The 15,673-nt window shown below is 34.9% G+C and carries 12 protein-coding genes and 1 pseudogene; 7 read left to right on the top strand and 6 right to left on the bottom strand.

What is annotated here, in order from left to right; all coding sequences use genetic code 11:
- Window positions 1-266: 266 nt before the first annotated feature.
- The gene (locus IGQ45_04195) at window positions 267-536 is read right to left on the bottom strand and encodes a hypothetical protein (protein ID MBF2056427.1); all 270 of its coding nucleotides are present in this window, start codon (window positions 534-536) and stop codon (window positions 267-269) included.
- Window positions 537-614: 78 nt separating this feature from the next.
- On the opposite strand from IGQ45_04195, the pseudogene IGQ45_04190 reads away from it, so the two are divergent.
- The 6 genes and pseudogenes from IGQ45_04190 (at window position 615) to IGQ45_04165 (ending at window position 7,684) form a co-directional block, all read left to right on the top strand.
- Window positions 615-896: pseudogene (locus IGQ45_04190) on the top strand (potassium channel protein).
- Entirely contained in the window at window positions 845-1,147 is a 303-nt protein-coding gene (locus IGQ45_04185; protein MBF2056426.1) for a hypothetical protein, read from the top strand. The pseudogene IGQ45_04190 and the gene IGQ45_04185 overlap by 52 nt, the downstream one beginning before the upstream one ends.
- A gap of 71 nt (window positions 1,148-1,218) precedes the next feature.
- A complete protein-coding gene (locus tag IGQ45_04180) occupies window positions 1,219-2,013 on the top strand; it encodes an ABC transporter permease (protein MBF2056425.1) in 795 nt (264 codons plus the stop codon).
- Between the two features lie 264 nt (window positions 2,014-2,277).
- Complete coding sequence (locus tag IGQ45_04175; protein ID MBF2056424.1) at window positions 2,278-3,264, top strand: glycosyltransferase family 2 protein; 987 nt, start codon at window positions 2,278-2,280, stop codon at window positions 3,262-3,264.
- Window positions 3,265-3,781: 517 nt separating this feature from the next.
- A complete protein-coding gene (locus IGQ45_04170; protein MBF2056423.1) occupies window positions 3,782-6,703 on the top strand; it encodes a DEAD/DEAH box helicase in 2,922 nt (973 codons plus the stop codon).
- Window positions 6,704-6,808: 105 nt separating this feature from the next.
- Window positions 6,809-7,684 (top strand): Rpn family recombination-promoting nuclease/putative transposase, encoded by an 876-nt coding sequence (locus tag IGQ45_04165; protein ID MBF2056422.1) that lies wholly within the window; start codon window positions 6,809-6,811, stop codon window positions 7,682-7,684.
- 60 nt (window positions 7,685-7,744) lie between these two features.
- Here the strand turns inward: IGQ45_04165 and IGQ45_04160 are convergent, their stop codons facing one another.
- Together IGQ45_04160 and IGQ45_04155 are read right to left on the bottom strand one after the other, a co-directional pair.
- Complete coding sequence (locus IGQ45_04160; GenBank protein MBF2056421.1) at window positions 7,745-9,394, bottom strand: 50S ribosome-binding GTPase; 1,650 nt, start codon at window positions 9,392-9,394, stop codon at window positions 7,745-7,747.
- Between the two features lie 143 nt (window positions 9,395-9,537).
- Complete coding sequence (locus IGQ45_04155) at window positions 9,538-11,943, bottom strand: 50S ribosome-binding GTPase (GenBank protein ID MBF2056420.1); 2,406 nt, start codon at window positions 11,941-11,943, stop codon at window positions 9,538-9,540.
- Between the two features lie 357 nt (window positions 11,944-12,300).
- On the opposite strand from IGQ45_04155, the gene IGQ45_04150 reads away from it, so the two are divergent.
- Window positions 12,301-13,134: a PEP-CTERM sorting domain-containing protein gene (locus IGQ45_04150; protein MBF2056419.1), complete on the top strand. Its 834-nt coding sequence runs from the start codon at window positions 12,301-12,303 to the stop codon at window positions 13,132-13,134.
- Window positions 13,135-13,272: 138 nt separating this feature from the next.
- On the opposite strand, the gene IGQ45_04145 is transcribed toward IGQ45_04150, so the two are convergent.
- From IGQ45_04145 to IGQ45_04135, 3 genes are all read right to left on the bottom strand, one after another.
- The gene (locus IGQ45_04145; protein MBF2056418.1) at window positions 13,273-14,148 is read right to left on the bottom strand and encodes a mechanosensitive ion channel family protein; all 876 of its coding nucleotides are present in this window, start codon (window positions 14,146-14,148) and stop codon (window positions 13,273-13,275) included.
- Between the two features lie 9 nt (window positions 14,149-14,157).
- On the bottom strand, window positions 14,158-14,763 hold the full coding sequence (locus IGQ45_04140; GenBank protein ID MBF2056417.1) for a hypothetical protein: 606 nt from the start codon (window positions 14,761-14,763) through the stop codon (window positions 14,158-14,160).
- A 373-nt stretch (window positions 14,764-15,136) separates the two neighbouring features.
- Window positions 15,137-15,649, bottom strand: a complete 513-nt coding sequence (locus IGQ45_04135; GenBank protein ID MBF2056416.1) for a hypothetical protein — start codon at window positions 15,647-15,649, stop codon at window positions 15,137-15,139.
- Window positions 15,650-15,673 lie beyond the last annotated feature (24 nt).

The raw sequence follows: 15,673 nt of genomic DNA, 5'->3' as shown, positions 1-15,673 counted from the left end.
CGATTTTTTTGTTGGTTCGTTTACATCCCCCGTTGATTTCAGTGGGTATTTTTTTTGTTGAGAAATTCAACGGGGGTCTTTCACTCACATTTCAAGATAAAATGTTTATTCCATTTTTCTTTTCTAGGATTAAATAGGGGTTGCTGAAAAAGTATTTTGGTGAGGGGAGGTGTCAGGCTTCGGGTGTCAGGTTTCGCGGTGAAATGCTTGTAAATTAAAGACTTTAGCCAAATAGTTACTTTTCATAAATTGCTCATTTGTATCAATTATTTTTGATTTTTTTCCAAGTTTAAATTACGAATAGTCTGATTAATAAAACTTAGATAATCATCGATTTCTTCATAGCAATCTAATTCTTCTTCTTCTTGAAGATTAAGTTCTGATTCTTTTTGCTTTTCTATTAATTCATTAATGCGATTATTAATAGCAGAAGAAGCTCGAAGAATGGGGATATTTTCTATTATTTGAATACTGATAATGCCCTCTAATGATAATCGACTATTATTTTTAAATGGGGATATAACTTCTATATTCATCATTTAATTGTTACTAAAAAAATGTTATTTCTAATTTACTACATTTTCATAAGTGGGTAAGCAAAACTAATGGGGTATTTGATCATTAGTGATGATGCCCTCAATGTTGCCCTCGTTACGGTGGCAAAAACTTTAAATCCTAATATCAGAATTATCAATCGTTTAAATAATCATACTTTAGGGGAAAGATTAGACCACACTTTGAGCGATCATTTTTCCATGAGTGTACCATCTTTAGCGGCGCCCATCTTCGCTTTTGCTGCTACTGGGAATAAAGCCATCGGGCATTTGAAATTATTTGAGCAATCATGGGCGCTAAGGGAAGAGGTTATCAACGAAAATCATCCTTGTTATGGATTGCCCTAGCCACCATGATTACACCGAATCATCATCCCTTTTGTGGTCAAAAAATCGAAAAAGTTGCTCCTCAAGCAGATTTTGTGCCTCTTTACCTCAGTCGAGGCGGAAAAAATCTCCACAGTGGGGATTTACTCAAAACAGAGTTAGAAAGTAATGATATTTTATATTTAACCATACCAGCTCACCGCTTAGAGCAACTATGGCGGGAACCAAACTCCACTGTTAACTCTGGGATGCCTCTTTTATATTGAGCAAGGTAGGCAGAGAGAAAAGGGATATTATGTAATAATTCATTATTTCTTATCAATTATCAATTATTTTCATGACTAAATCTTATCCCCTCAAATTGATTTTTGCTGACACCCTAACCATTTTTTGGGCAGAATGGCTAGACTTGCGAGCGCGCCTCACCCAAATTGCTGCCACCGGGTTAATTTCACCATTAATCTATGTTTTAGCCTTTGGTTTAGGGTTAGGTAGTACAATTGATCGAGTCAGCGCCCCTCCCGTCGGCAATAGCTATCTCGAATTTATTTTACCCGGCATGGTAGCCCTATCCTCCATGACGATTAGTTTTGGCGGTACAACTTTTTCCATTTGTGGCGACAGACTATTTAGCAAAACCTTTGAAGAATTGCTATTATTACCAGTGCATCCCCTCGCCCTACATCTCGGCAAAGTTTTAGCAGGTATTATCAGGGGATTAATGACAGCATTTTCTGTTATCCTCGTGGCGGTAATTTTTACAGGTAAAATTTTTAGTTTTATTAATCCCCTATTTTTGACGGTTGTAGTGCTTAATTGTGCCGTTTTTGCTGGAATTGGGGTAATTATCGGCTTAAGGGTGAAATCCCTTGAAGCAGTGGGGCTGTACAACAATTTTTTAATAGTACCCATGTCTTTTTTAGGAGGAACTTTTTTTGTACCCCAAACCTTACCACTTTTTCTCAAAATTGTTGTTTACTGTTTACCCTTAACTTATACCACCAGCGCCCTCCGCGCCGCCGCTTATCAGCCGTTATCCCAATTTCCTTGGTATAGTATTCCCGTTTTAGGAATTATCGCCATTATTCTTGCTTTCATTGGCGCTTATCAATTTTCCCATCAACAAGAATAATGTTATGAGGGGAGGTATCAGGTTTTGGGTGTCAGGTGTCGGGTAAAATACTTATAAATTAAAGAGTTAAGCCAGATACTAAAAATAATCTTAGTTCAATTTATTGAACGTAATTCCGTTGGTTCCGTGTAATTCATTACACGGTGGGTAAATTACGAAGATATAATCTTTTTAGAACAAATTCCCGAATAACTAAAAATACCGCAGGATATTTAATAATAGCTAAAATCAGCAACGCCTAAAATTTAACACCCAATCAAAACCATGTCAATTTTTCCCTTAGTTTCCATAGTCATCCCTACCTATAGACGGGAGAGGGCGCTGGTGGATTCTATTAATGATGTCTTAAAACAAGAATATCCTCGTTTTGAAGTCATTGTAGTGGATCAAACCCTCGAACATACCAGCGAAGTTGAATCTTTTTTAAGGGCGCAACATAAAGCTAAAACTATAAAATGGTATCGAGTCAAGTGGGCAAGTTTACCAAAAGCTCGAAATTATGGAGTGGCGAAGGGCGCTGGGGAAATCATTATTTTCATTGATGATGATGTGCAACTTCCTGACGAATATTTGTTTAATCACGTCCAAAATTATCTTAATAATCCTCAACTGGGAGCAGTAGCTGGAAGGGTGCTAGACCGCATGAAGTCACTGAATGCCGAAACAGGAGAAAAAGGTTATTCCACTACCTTAAAACAAAACTTAGACCCCTTAGCGAGTGATCCGGGCTTGGCTTGGTATCATCTTGATTTTGTTTATTTAATCAAAGCTCAAAAAATCATTACAGCGAGGGGTTGTAATATGTCTTTTCGGCGCGATATTTTTACTAAACATAATATTTGGTTTGATGAGAGATTTAGGGGTAGTGCAGTGAGGGAAGAGTCAGATTTTTGTTTGCGCTTACGCCAGACAGGTTATTATATTTGGTTTGATCCAGAATCAAGATTAATTCATTTAGGAGAAGAAACAGGGGGATGTCATGACATTGCTACCAAATCTTTTAGTTATCAGTTAGCCTTTTACCATAATCATTTTTTAATGGGCTTAAAAAATTTGACACTGCCACAGCAAGGGCGCTTTTATCGCAAGTTGTTTGATTGTCACGTCTTAGGTAATCCTCCTTGTAATAAAAGTGGTTCTTTTGATAAAGTAATTTTACGAGGTGTATTTTATTTTTTAGGTTTTTTGGATGCTATAAAAACTTATCTTTTAAGTTTCACTTATCGCCCTTCCATTTCAGATGAAAATTAAAATAACTTTTGGCTCTATCACTTTGAGTATGATAAATTATGTCTAAAAAAAGGTGTCAGGTATTAGGTGAAATGCCAACCATAAATTTATAACAATTGCATTTTTAAAATATCGAAACTATTATATCTCAAAGGTTTTATTCCTCATTTATTATTAATTTGTCATAACTACTGTAGAAGAGTCATAACTTTTTTTCATCGTATTTCGGGCTTCTAGCCCGAAACTAGATTAACTTTTTTCTCTCAAAATACTGTATTCCTTTATTATAAATCAACAGTCATTGATAAAAGCTGGGAATTTTTAAAAGGCTATCATTATGCTAGAATTTTTAACTTATAAACCTTTTTACTATCCACTATCCACTTCCCTCACAACACCACTTTTTCAGCAAAGCCTAATTAATTCTTTACCTACCTATTAATTCATAATTCATAATTTATAGTTTCTTGGTTAAAATCAATAGTATTAGTCATAGTTTACTAAGGTGACTAAAAAACTACTATTGAATCATAACCTGATGAATCCCCTAAAATTAGATTTTAAAACCCTGTTTCCCTTTGCGCTAGATCAATTTCAAGTTGAAGCCATAACCCTTCTGGATGAAGGAAAATCAGTCTTAGTCAGCGCCCCTACTGGTTCAGGAAAAACTCTGATTGGGGAGTATGCTATTTATCGGGCGTTAATTAGTGGGCAAAGGGTATTCTACACCACCCCCCTCAAAGCCCTTTCTAACCAAAAATTTCGAGACTTTCAGCAAAAATTTGGACAAAATTTCAATAAAGAATTAGGCATTTACCGAGAAATTGGTTTAATTACTGGTGATGTTTCCATTAATGCTGATGCACCCATCGTTGTTATGACCACGGAAATTTTTCGCAATATGCTTTATGATACTCCCATCGGGCAAGTTGGCACATCCGTGCGTAATGTACAGAGCGTTGTATTAGATGAATGCCATTATATTAATGATCCGGGTCGTGGTACAGTGTGGGAAGAATCAATCATTTATTGCCCCCCTCATATTCAATTAGTCGCCCTCAGTGCCACGGTGGGTAATCCTCAGCAACTTTGTGACTGGATTAATAACGTGCGCCGTTATCATTTTCAACAAGGAGATTTTAGTCGTTGTGAATTAGTTTATTCTGATTTTCGTCCCGTGCCTTTAAAATTTTATTTTAGTCATAGTAAAGGTGTAGAAAATCTTTTTAAAGATAATAAAAATACTAAACTTAATCCTAAATTAAAACCTCTTTTAAAAACGAATAAAAGAGGAAGATTTGATCGTCAAAACTGCCCTACGATAAAAGGACTAGTACAGCAGTTAAATAACCAAAAGATGCTTCCAGCAATTTACATCATCTTTAGTCGTAAAGGTTGCGATCAAGCTGTTGATAGTCTTAATTATGTTAACCTTGTAACAGTAGCAGAAAGCAAAAACATATTATTGTATTTGCTGAATTTTTTATTATTAGAAAGTATAGAACTACAAGATAAAATCAGCGATTTTGCCAGAAAAGAGCATGAAATGACCTACGATAAAATTGATAACTTTATCAAGAAAAAAGAGAACTCAGGTACTGAATTAATCGAATTTTTAACCGCTCAACCCCTCTTAAAAGAAAGAATTTTACGGTTTTTAGGAGATAATAGCGAATTAGTCAGGGCAAATCAACTCGAACCCTTAACCAGAGGCATCGCAGCGCACCATGCCGGTATTTTACCCGCTTGGAAAGAATTAGTAGAGCGCTTATTTGAACAAGGTTTGATCAAAATTGTTTTTGCTACTGCTACCCTCGCCGCCGGAATTAATATGCCAGCGCGCACCACCGTTATTTCCGCATTAAGGAAAAGAGGCGATGACGGTATCCGTAATTTAACCCCCTCAGAGTTCCTGCAAATCGCTGGGAGGGCAGGAAGAAGGGGTATGGATGAGGTGGGGTACGTTATCACCGTGCAAACCCCCTACGAAGGCGTAATGATGGCTTCTCAGTTAGCCAAAGCGCCCCCCGAACCGTTACGGAGTTGGTTCACTCCGAGTTATGGTATGGTGTTAAATCTGTTACAAAAACACAGTTTAGCGGAAGCCAAACAACTATTAGAGTTAAGTTTTGCGGAATATTTAGCCAAATTACAATTAAATCCTCAAGAAGAGGCAATGTCTAATTACACCAGAGAATTAGCGCGCCTCGATGTCACCCTCGCTGGGCATAATAGTAGAGATTTAGCAGGTTATGAAAAACTGAAAGAGAGGCTAAAACAAGAGAAAAAAATCCTCAAGTTATTTCAGAAAAATTGGCGACAGGAAAGAGCAAAGCAAATTATGCCTTTTTTAGCTGATTTACCATTAGGAAGTATTTTGAGTTTAAACCGTGAAAATCGCAAAAATGCTTACGTTACGGAAGGGGTTTTGGTCGGAAAAATTAGCCAAAGTAATCAAGAATTTTTACTTTGTTTAGGGAAGGATAACTGTTGGTATGTTGCCTCTCCTAGCGATGTTGTGGATATTAACTCCGCTTCAATTCCCCCTAATTTAGTAGAAAATTTATACTTACCAGAACTAACTAATCCTAGTGTGGGTAAATGGGGCGAAGGAGACGAAAATAGCGCCCCTGTGAGTAATTTAATTCAGGAATATGAGCAACCTTACAATACCACCAGTGAAGAGATTATCAGTCAAGAAAAACGCATCGAAGCGGTGGAAAATTTGATCAAACAACATCCGTTGGATAAGGTAGATAAAATTGGGGTGTTGATGCGCGCTAATCGTAAACGCCTAGAAATCAAAGACGAATTAACCAAAATTCAAAGTCAGTATCAGCGTCTCAAGTCCAATAGTTCGTATTATTGGCAAGAATTTTTGGCTCTAATTGAGATTTTGCAAGAGTTTCGGGCGCTGGATGGTTACAAACCCACTACATTAGGAGAAGTGGCATCGGTATTACGAGGGGAAAATGAGTTATGGTTAGCTTTAGCGCTAACTTCCGGGCGCCTAAATCCTTTACCTCCCCATCATCTCGCCTCCGCTATCACTGCTTTAATTAGTGAGCCTCCCCGTTTTGATACTTGGGTTAGTTATCAACCGTCATTGGAGGTGTTGAGGGCGCTGGGGGTAATGAAAATGGATGACGATAATTCCTACAATCCTGAGCAGGAAATTTCCGAAATGAGACGCAAGTTATATCAATCTCAAAATCGCCGTGAGGTGACGATGCCTGTGTATTTGGAAAGGGATGTAATTGGTTTATCTGAGGCTTGGTGTCAAGGGGTAACATGGGATGAACTTTGTTCTAGCACTACCCTTGATGAGGGCGATATTGTACGAGTTTTACGGCGCACGGTGGATGTATTATGTCAAATTCCTCAAATTCATAGTATTGACTATCAGTTATTAGAAAATGCCCAAGAGGCTTTTCTGAAAATGAAACGTTTTCCTATTTAATTTTCGTTGTAAGAAGGGTTCTTAAATCCCTTCTTTTCAATTCAATGGTACTTCAAGCTATCTTTAAATTCATCCGTTGCCCTTTACTGTTTGCCCTTTTGACTAATGTCTCAATTTCCCCATGACGAGTTTGCTAAAGAATATTTACCGGAATTGTATCAAGACTACGGTATTGTTGAGCCTTCTGTTGATATTCTGAGTGAGAAAAAGGAGGTCGATTTGTTATTCACCCCTACTAAACCAGTACCAACGACACCTGAGACGTTAGGATTATTAGGGAAACTAGCGCACTCCACCTGTTTAATAGAAGTATATCGTAATGCAGTTACCCCTCAACAAATCAAAGAATGTGTTTTTAAATTAATTGCTGTACAAAATCGAGACATAAACTTAACGAAAAAAGATAATATTGAAGGAAAACCAGCTTTTTTATGGATTATCACCCCGACTATTTCCCCGACTCTCCTAAAACAATTTGGAGCGAATGCCAAAGAAAATTGGGAAAAGGGTATTTATTTCCTGCCAGAAGGCTTCAATAGTGGAATAGTAGCGATTCATCAATTACCAGAAGATAGAAATACCTTATGGTTAAGAATTTTAGGGAAAGGCAACAAACAAATTAAAGCCATTGAAGAAGTAAAAGAATTACCGAGAGATTATCCTTATCGAGATAGTGTATTAGAATTAGTCTATGGGCTGTTAGATAAATTGGAAACGAAACAAAGACAAAAACAAATCAAAGAAGATGAGGTATTAATCATGAGTTTAAGACAAATCTACCGTGATAAAATGGCTGAAATTCAACGGGAAAGCGAACAGCGAGGGAAGTTAGAGGGGAAGTTAGAAGGGAAGTTAGAAGGTGAAAAACAAGGAAAGTTAAAAACAGTGCCACTTTTAAGACAACTGGGCATGAGTGTGGAAGAAATTGCTACTCGTTTAGAGTTACCCCTTGAAGATGTTATTAAAGCTAGTCAAAATTAAGATAATGGTGGCGCGCGCCACCCCAGCCAGGCCCATAACTCTATATTATAATTTAGTTTTTTAATTGCTCAACTTACTAATTTCATACTTAACTTTGATTAATAATTCCTTAACTTCTTTCATCATTTTTTCTTTTGTTTGATCCTTTTCAATCAATTCATTTCTTTTTAAATTTAAGTCATATATTTCCTCATTATAAAAATCTAAAGAATTGGCAATACTGACTTTATAATCGTTGCTGATTTCTTTGGCTAAATTACGATAATCTTGTCTTACATCGGTTCTTCCTTTCTGTAATTCTTCTTCATATTTAGCTCGATCACCTTCTTCCTTAAACGCCATAAATAGATCAATTCCCACGCCAAATACAGCTAAAAGAGGACCAGCAAATCTAATATTTTTAGCCATCTTAAATGCGCCCCAAGGCTTGAATTTTACCCCTAACATTTTTCCAGCGTCATAAACAAAATTTCTCGTAGCTTTAGATGCGAAACTTCCGACACTGTGAAGGGTATTAGATGCAACTTTTCCCACAGCATAATTAGAGTTTAAATTTTTATGATTGTAGTCTGAATTTTTCTTCATTTCTTGTAACTCTAATTCAATAGCCTTTCCTAACGGAGAATCTTCTAATTCTTGTAATTTATTTTCGAGATCCTCAATTTCTGATTTTAAATCATTATTAATATTATTGATCGTTGTTTCCGTTAATATTTTCATCTCGTTATCACAATTATTAATTTCTTCCCTAATTTCATCTTCTTGGTGGTTTCCATCTATTTTATTGGCTACTTTATCACCAATCATAATTATTTCATGCTCTAATTGATCTAAAGCAGAAATATAAATATTTTTTGCTCTAACCTGAGATGCTTTTAAAATACTTTCTTTTCGTCTTAATAATTCCAATAAGTTATTACCCACATTTTCTTCCTGATTAAACTGATTTGATAATATTGTTAGTAAATCAGATAATTTATGTAAAGGGGTAATTAACTTTGCTGATAATTTATTATTCTCAATAAGTATTTCCAAAGATTCCAAGAAATTATTAAAATTAGATTCTTCTAATAAAAACTCTTTCTCATCTTCATCATTTTCATAACGAGATTCTAAATAATAATTAGCATCAATAAAACAGGTATAAAAATCTTGATGGTGATGAGGTTTCAGCACTTCTTGAATAGTTTTTAAAAGTTCACTTATTTCTCCTGTTTCACGACTCATTTTATTAATAACTAACATCATTTGTCCAACTCTTTGCATATCTTCTGCCACTCGTTTAAAAAACTCAGCACCTTGAGGATTAAATAATTCATTTGGCACAACAAAAACTAATAAATCTGAGCGAGAAATTTTATTGAGGGTGATTTCATCATGATCATTTCTTCCTGCGTAAATTCCGGGCGTATCAACTAATAAAACATCATTCCAACTATATTCTGTTATTTTATCCGTGCAAATTTCAGAACTAATGGCAATAGCTGAATCTCCGGTTAATGATTTAATTAAAGTAGATTTTCCTGCATTATATTGACCAATAAAAGAAATGGTTAAAGTTGGCTGTTTTTGATGCTCATGCCAAAAGTTATTATAGTCTTCTAATAACATTTGAACTTCAGGATGTGAATAATTACTTAATCTAGCTAAACTGAATTTAACTAAATTATTAACAGCTTCAGATTGTTGAGTAAATTTTAAATTAGACATAGTTTAAGTCTCTTAATTTTATAATGGTTTATTGTTTAGTTTTTCATGATAATGAGGTACATTGATTATTGTCAAGTCCCCCTTTTTAAGGGGGATTTAGGGGGATCGTCTTGTGCCTAATCGTCACAATAATTGCTATATTATTAGTCATTGAAACTTTGTTCCATCAGTTCATGATCATTTTTTAACTCATTCAGTTGTTTTTCTATTGCCTGTTCAGCTATAAATATTTGTTGGTTAATAAATGATAACTCTTTAAGAGAAAATTCTAAAGGAGATAAAATATCTTTTTCAATCTCTTTTAGTTTTGGCTTAACTTCATTTTGGAGTTCAATTATTAATTCTTTTTCTTTCTTCTTTAATTGTGCAACTAGATCATTTTTTCTTTTTTCCTTTTCTTCATTGAATTTTCTTTTTTCATCTTTTTTCACCTTATCAGAAATCCAATTAAAAATAGCAGTTAAACCAAGACCAATAGCCGGAATAACAGGATTGGAAAAAAAGACTGCCACACCTATCGCACCTAATAATATACCTAAGCCTCTAAGTACATTGCCAAATATTCCTTCATTTACCTTGTCAAAATTGATATTAAAATTTATATTTTTGGCATCATAACTATATTCTTTTTCAAATTCTGAGAGTTTTTCTTTTAATTCTATCTCCATCGTTTTAAATATTGTAGGTATAGATTCTTTTAGCTTGTCTTCTAATTCTTTTTGTTTATCTTTCCATTTTGTTTCAGCATTTTTTTTCCCTGCTGTTTCATCAATAAAGGCTGGAATTGTTTGTGTAAATCGACTAAATATAGCTCTTACGTCAGTATCAATTTTTTTATCCTTATCTTTAATAAAATCATTAAATAGTTTTTTTAATTCTTTTTCTTCTTTCTGTAAAAAAGTAATTTGAGAATTAATATCTTGTTTAATAATTAATAATTGTTGTTTTATGTTATTTATCAAGACTTTTGTGCCATCAAAAAATGTAGAAGCCCGTCTTTTATTGCCATTACTATAAATATCTTCTGCAATAATGGAATAAACTTGATCTAATCGACTTAATTCCCATAATTTAGTTTTATAATTCTTATATTCTGGTAAATTACTTAAAAATCCAGCCCTTGCTTGAATATCAATAATTTGAACTTGATTAATATTGAGATGTTGACTAACGCATTTTTGGATATGATTATGATGTCCTGATAATCTTTCCTGATCAAAAATTCTGTCTGGTTTAGTTAAAAATCTATTTAATTGTGTTTCAGTTTCTAATTTTGTCTTAACATTTAAAAGAACAATAAAAGGCTTATTGATTTGGGTTAACCTTGCCATTTCTTCAAATTCTCCGGGTTGCACCGAATCATCGCTAGTGAGGAATAACACCATATCCGCTTCATCAACCTTTTTTGTTGCCTTATGGGTATCTTCTTCTCCGTTATAGGCTTCAATACCCGGAGTATCTATCAATCGTAGATGATTCCATTGATATTCGTGGACATCTCTGGTGGTGCGTTGCCCTCCCTTGCCGATGGTGCTACCATCACCATTAGTTAAGGCTTCCCTAAGAGTGCTTTTTCCAGCTCTTGTGCGTCCAAATAAGACGATACTATAATCTGATAAATGTATTTTTTTCTTAGCTAAAGATGATTTTAATTCGTCAATATCTTTATTTAAAATCTCTTTAATAGCTGAGATAACTTGGTCAAATGATTTTTTAAGCTCTTTATTTTTGTGTTGATGTGATATGGAGATTTCCTGATCTAAACTCTTGATAAGATTTCGTAATATTTTATTAATTTCATTACTATATTTTAAAGCGATTTCACAAGAGATGTAAGCAGTTTGTTGACAGGATTTTAAAGCTGATTGTAATTCTGAAGTAGAAATTATTTGTTTCTTATCTTTTGACGTTAATAAATCTTTATTCTCGTTTGCTTTAAATTTAACGGCTGATTCCATTAAAATATTTTTATGTTTTTGTCTAATTTTTTGGTTAACAAAATTATTAATATCTTGACGCAATAAATCTACTCCTCGAATGTCCATTTTTGGGCTATCTTCTGTGGGATTATAACCTCTTGTGCAAGTTAAATAAATTTTATCAACATTGAGATAGTTAGCCCATTGAGAGACGGTATAATTTATCCAATCAGAAAAGCAGTTATCCCATTTATCAATACCATTTAAAACAACAAATACATTAGATTTATAGATACTTAGTTTTTGAAAAATGTATTTATGTCCATACACTGGATAACCGTCAATAACGAGAATGACTAAATCCATATCATTGATTATATTTATGATTTTATGATTTTCAAAATATTCATCATGTATAGGAGGGGTATCAATTAAATAAATATCATCATTAAAAAATTTTTGAATCGCAAAATCTTTTGTTAAGTTAGGTTGTATTCCTACTTTGCTGACTTGTAAGGCTTCCTTGCGACTTAATTTTAACAAGGCATTCATTAAGGAACTTTTGCCTGTGTTACTCCTTCCCAAAATGGCGATATTGAAGGTTTGGGATAAATCGATATTTTCTAGCATAGTCACAATTCCCCTCGGTCTTGATTTTTCTCTCTATCTAATTATCAGGAAAGTTTTGGGAATTTATGCGCATTTTTTATTAATTTTTTTGGAAGATTTTACATTCTGAAGTAAATCAACAATTAATTTTACTACTAAGGGGGAGGGCGCCCTCCACCTCAGCATCGATATTGTTAACCAATTTCCCACACCAAAAGAATAATTAATTAATCATATACAACAAAAAAAAAAGCCCCTCTCCTGTGGGAGAGGGGTTGGGGTGAGGGCAATAAAACTTTGCACAATTCCTAAAATTTATTTGCGCTATTTTATAATTTTAATGATATAATTCAGGTGATAATTAACATAGTTTAAATTATGCCAATCAGCAATCAAATAAAATCAATTGCCTATGGTGTTTTGATTAGTTCTTTTTTTACTATAGCTCTACAGGGAGAGGCGAAGGGCGCTACCCTTACTATTGATGATTTCAGTCAAGCTGGAACTGCAAATGATTCCTGTAGCTTTCTGAACTATGGTCAGTGTGTTTATTTTAATGGTACTGGGGTGCTAACCAATACTCAAACTGGATTTAATGAAGCAAACGTAGTAGGTGGCTCAAGACAATTCGATATAGCCGGAAGTAATTTGAATGGGACGACACCTGCAGTTATTCGAAACTCAGCGAACTTCGGTCGTAGTACAGATGGACAATTTCTGCTAATAGGAAATCAAGGTGGATTCAATAGTAGAGGCACTGCTACTTACAACGCAAATGGGGCTGGTTTAAATCTGGGGTCTGGAAACGCAAGAGACTTCGATTTGAGTGCTTTTGATTTTTTTGAATTTATTTTTAGCGACCTAGACCAAGATGCGATGTTAACTTTAAATTTTACCAGTGATTTAGGAGGTACACCTATTATTCAGTCTTTGTCTCAAGACCTCGTCGCTTTTGCTCCATCTGAAACTACAAGAACTGTACAGTTTGATTTAGGGCTTTTTACGAATATCGATTTTACCGATATTGATGTGATTTCATTTGCCATTGAAGGTAGAGCAAATAATTTAGATGCTCAATTTGATCTGGTTCAATTTAACAGCGCTGAAGTACCTGAACCCAGCGCACTCATCCCCATTCTCGGTTTAGGAGGTTTAATCCTCACATCTCGTAGAAAAAAGCCTAATCAAGATAAAAATGACAAAATAGACTAAATTTTTGCTCATGAAAAATAAAAGTTAACACCTTGTCTGGTTTTCTCTTGTAGAGATGATAAGGTGTTTTTAAAGCATACGCTGATTAATTTAGTAATGTTGATTTATAAGATATAAGGCATACCACAAGCATCAAAATTATAATAAAGTGTCACTAATCATCGGCGCCCGACAATAAGGCATTTGATGAATAAGAAACGCTTGTTTCACACGACGAATCAAATCAGTTTGATAGACAAATTCATCCCTCGCATCCATAGGATAACAACGTAACTTAAAACGAGTTCCCCATATTTCCTCCTTCATCACCACCACAATAGGTAACTTTAACTGAGTATATCTGCTACTGTAGGCGGCTTGATAAAGAATATCAATGACTTTTTCATGATCCGCTTGATGATCCAAAAAAAACTCCGTAGCTACCTGCGCCTCTAATTCCCCAGCATTAGCATTAGAAATGGGTTCTGTCCATGTCTTATTATGGGGGATAGTCACCAAATTATCATCAGGGGTTTGAATTTGAATACCCCTCAAACCATAACCCACCACTTCACCATAATGATCAGCGATAGAAATTCGGTCTCCCACTCGATAGGGTGTCTCAAATAGGGCAACTACCCCAGCAATAATCGAGCTAATATAGTCTTTGAAGGCAAAACCGAGCGCCACCGCCAATGTACCAGTTAAGGCGATCAAATTAGCTTCTGAAAGATTAAGGAATAGGTGAACTAGATAAGCGATGGTAATAACTAAAATTAATCCCTTCCAAAAGGGTAAAGATTGTTTAATTAGTAATCGGTAACTGCGAGGCACTTTTTCCGCTAGCCAATTAGTCACTTTTTGGATTACAGTAGTTGCGCCATAGGCAATAAAAATAGCAACTAAACCAAAAAGAATTTTTTGCCAAGTAATCTTATTGACTAAATCTTCTGACAATCCTTTTGGTACTTCGATTTGAGCTAAAATAACGATTTTCTGAAAGGATAAGCCCAAAGGTGATAAAAAATTGACCATAATCTTAATTTACCAAATATGTGGTTTAAAGTCTGGACTATTCTTAATGATAATATGATCGCCGGAGGGCGCTAAAACGAATAATCCTCTACTATAAGCGTAATTTGCCACCTCATCTGTCACCACCATAGCGCCCACCGCCCCATAAGCCTTCATCTGTTCATAGCGAGGCATCAATGTTTTAAACTTATCTAAACGCTCTAAATGTTGGTCTATATCTTTTTCCGTTAATTTACTTTTCACTTCCACCAAAACAACTTCTATGTCATTAACAACTAATAAATCAATTTCTAAGCCACCGCCCTCACGTTTGACGGAGATATTAGAATGTAATTCGTGAACATCAATATTTCTTTCTTTAAATAATTTTACCGCCGAGGGGCGAACTTGCCACTCCACAAATTCCCCTAAACGATTACCTAAAGTGCCGATTTGTTTGTTGACTTGTTTAATTTGTTGATCGGTTTTTTGGGCTTGTTCTTTTAAAATCCGTTCAGTTTCTAAAGATTGCTCTTTTAAAATCCTCTCTGTGTCTTGAAAACGTCTTTCTGTTTCTTTTTGAGCGATAGTCAATTCCCCCAATAGTTGCCAAACATCATCCGCCGTGGTAGCCATAATTTATACCATTATTGTATTTTTCTTCGTTCATTGTAAGCTAGTTTGCATTTTAGTTATCTGTTTTAAAAGTTTCAGATTTCCCTAAATCTCCCTTATTAAGCAGGGCGTTTTCAAAGTTGGCATCAAAATGCTTTACCCTCACCCCCAACCCCTCTCCCACAGGAGAGGGGAGCAATATTTTCTATTATTTAATTAGTTAATAGTTAAAAACCTCTGGAAGAATCTTTTTTCATCAAAAAGAATCAAAACTTATTACTTTGTCTCAACTAAAAATTTGAGAATGAAAACCCCCTGCTTGTTGCCCTCTTGCCTTCCTTTGTTATTATAGCTTTAAGAAAAATAAAATACACAATGAATTTTGCTTACTTACTTACCAAATATGCGGATTAAATTCGGGACTATTTTTTATGATAATATGATCGCCGGAGGGCGCTAAAACGAATAATCCTTTGCTGTAAGCGTAATTTGCCACCTCATCTGTCACCACCATAGCGCCCACCGCCCCATAAGCCTTCATCTGTTCATAGCGAGGCATCAATGTTTTAAACTTATCTAAACGCTCTAAATGTTGGTCTATATCTTTTTCCGTTAATTTACTTTTCACTTCCACCAAAACAACTTCTATGTCATTAACAACTAATAAATCAATTTCTAAGCCACCGCCCTCACGTTTGACGGAGATATTAGAATGTAATTCGTGAACATCAATATTTCTTTCTTTAAATAATTTTACCGCCGAGGGGCGAACTTGCCACTCCACAAATTCCCCTAAACGATTACCTAAAGTGCCGATTTGTTTGTTGACTTGTTTAATTTGTTGATCGGTTTTTTGGGCTTGTTCTTTTAAAATCCGTTCAGTTTCTAAAGATTGCTCTTTTAAAATCCTCTCTGTGTCTTGAAAACGTCT

Source organism: Cyanobacterium sp. T60_A2020_053, assembly GCA_015272165.1.
Taxonomy (GTDB): domain Bacteria; phylum Cyanobacteriota; class Cyanobacteriia; order Cyanobacteriales; family Cyanobacteriaceae; genus Cyanobacterium.
Note: the sequence above shows the minus strand (reverse complement) of the source record. Positions and strands in the feature narration are given on the sequence as shown.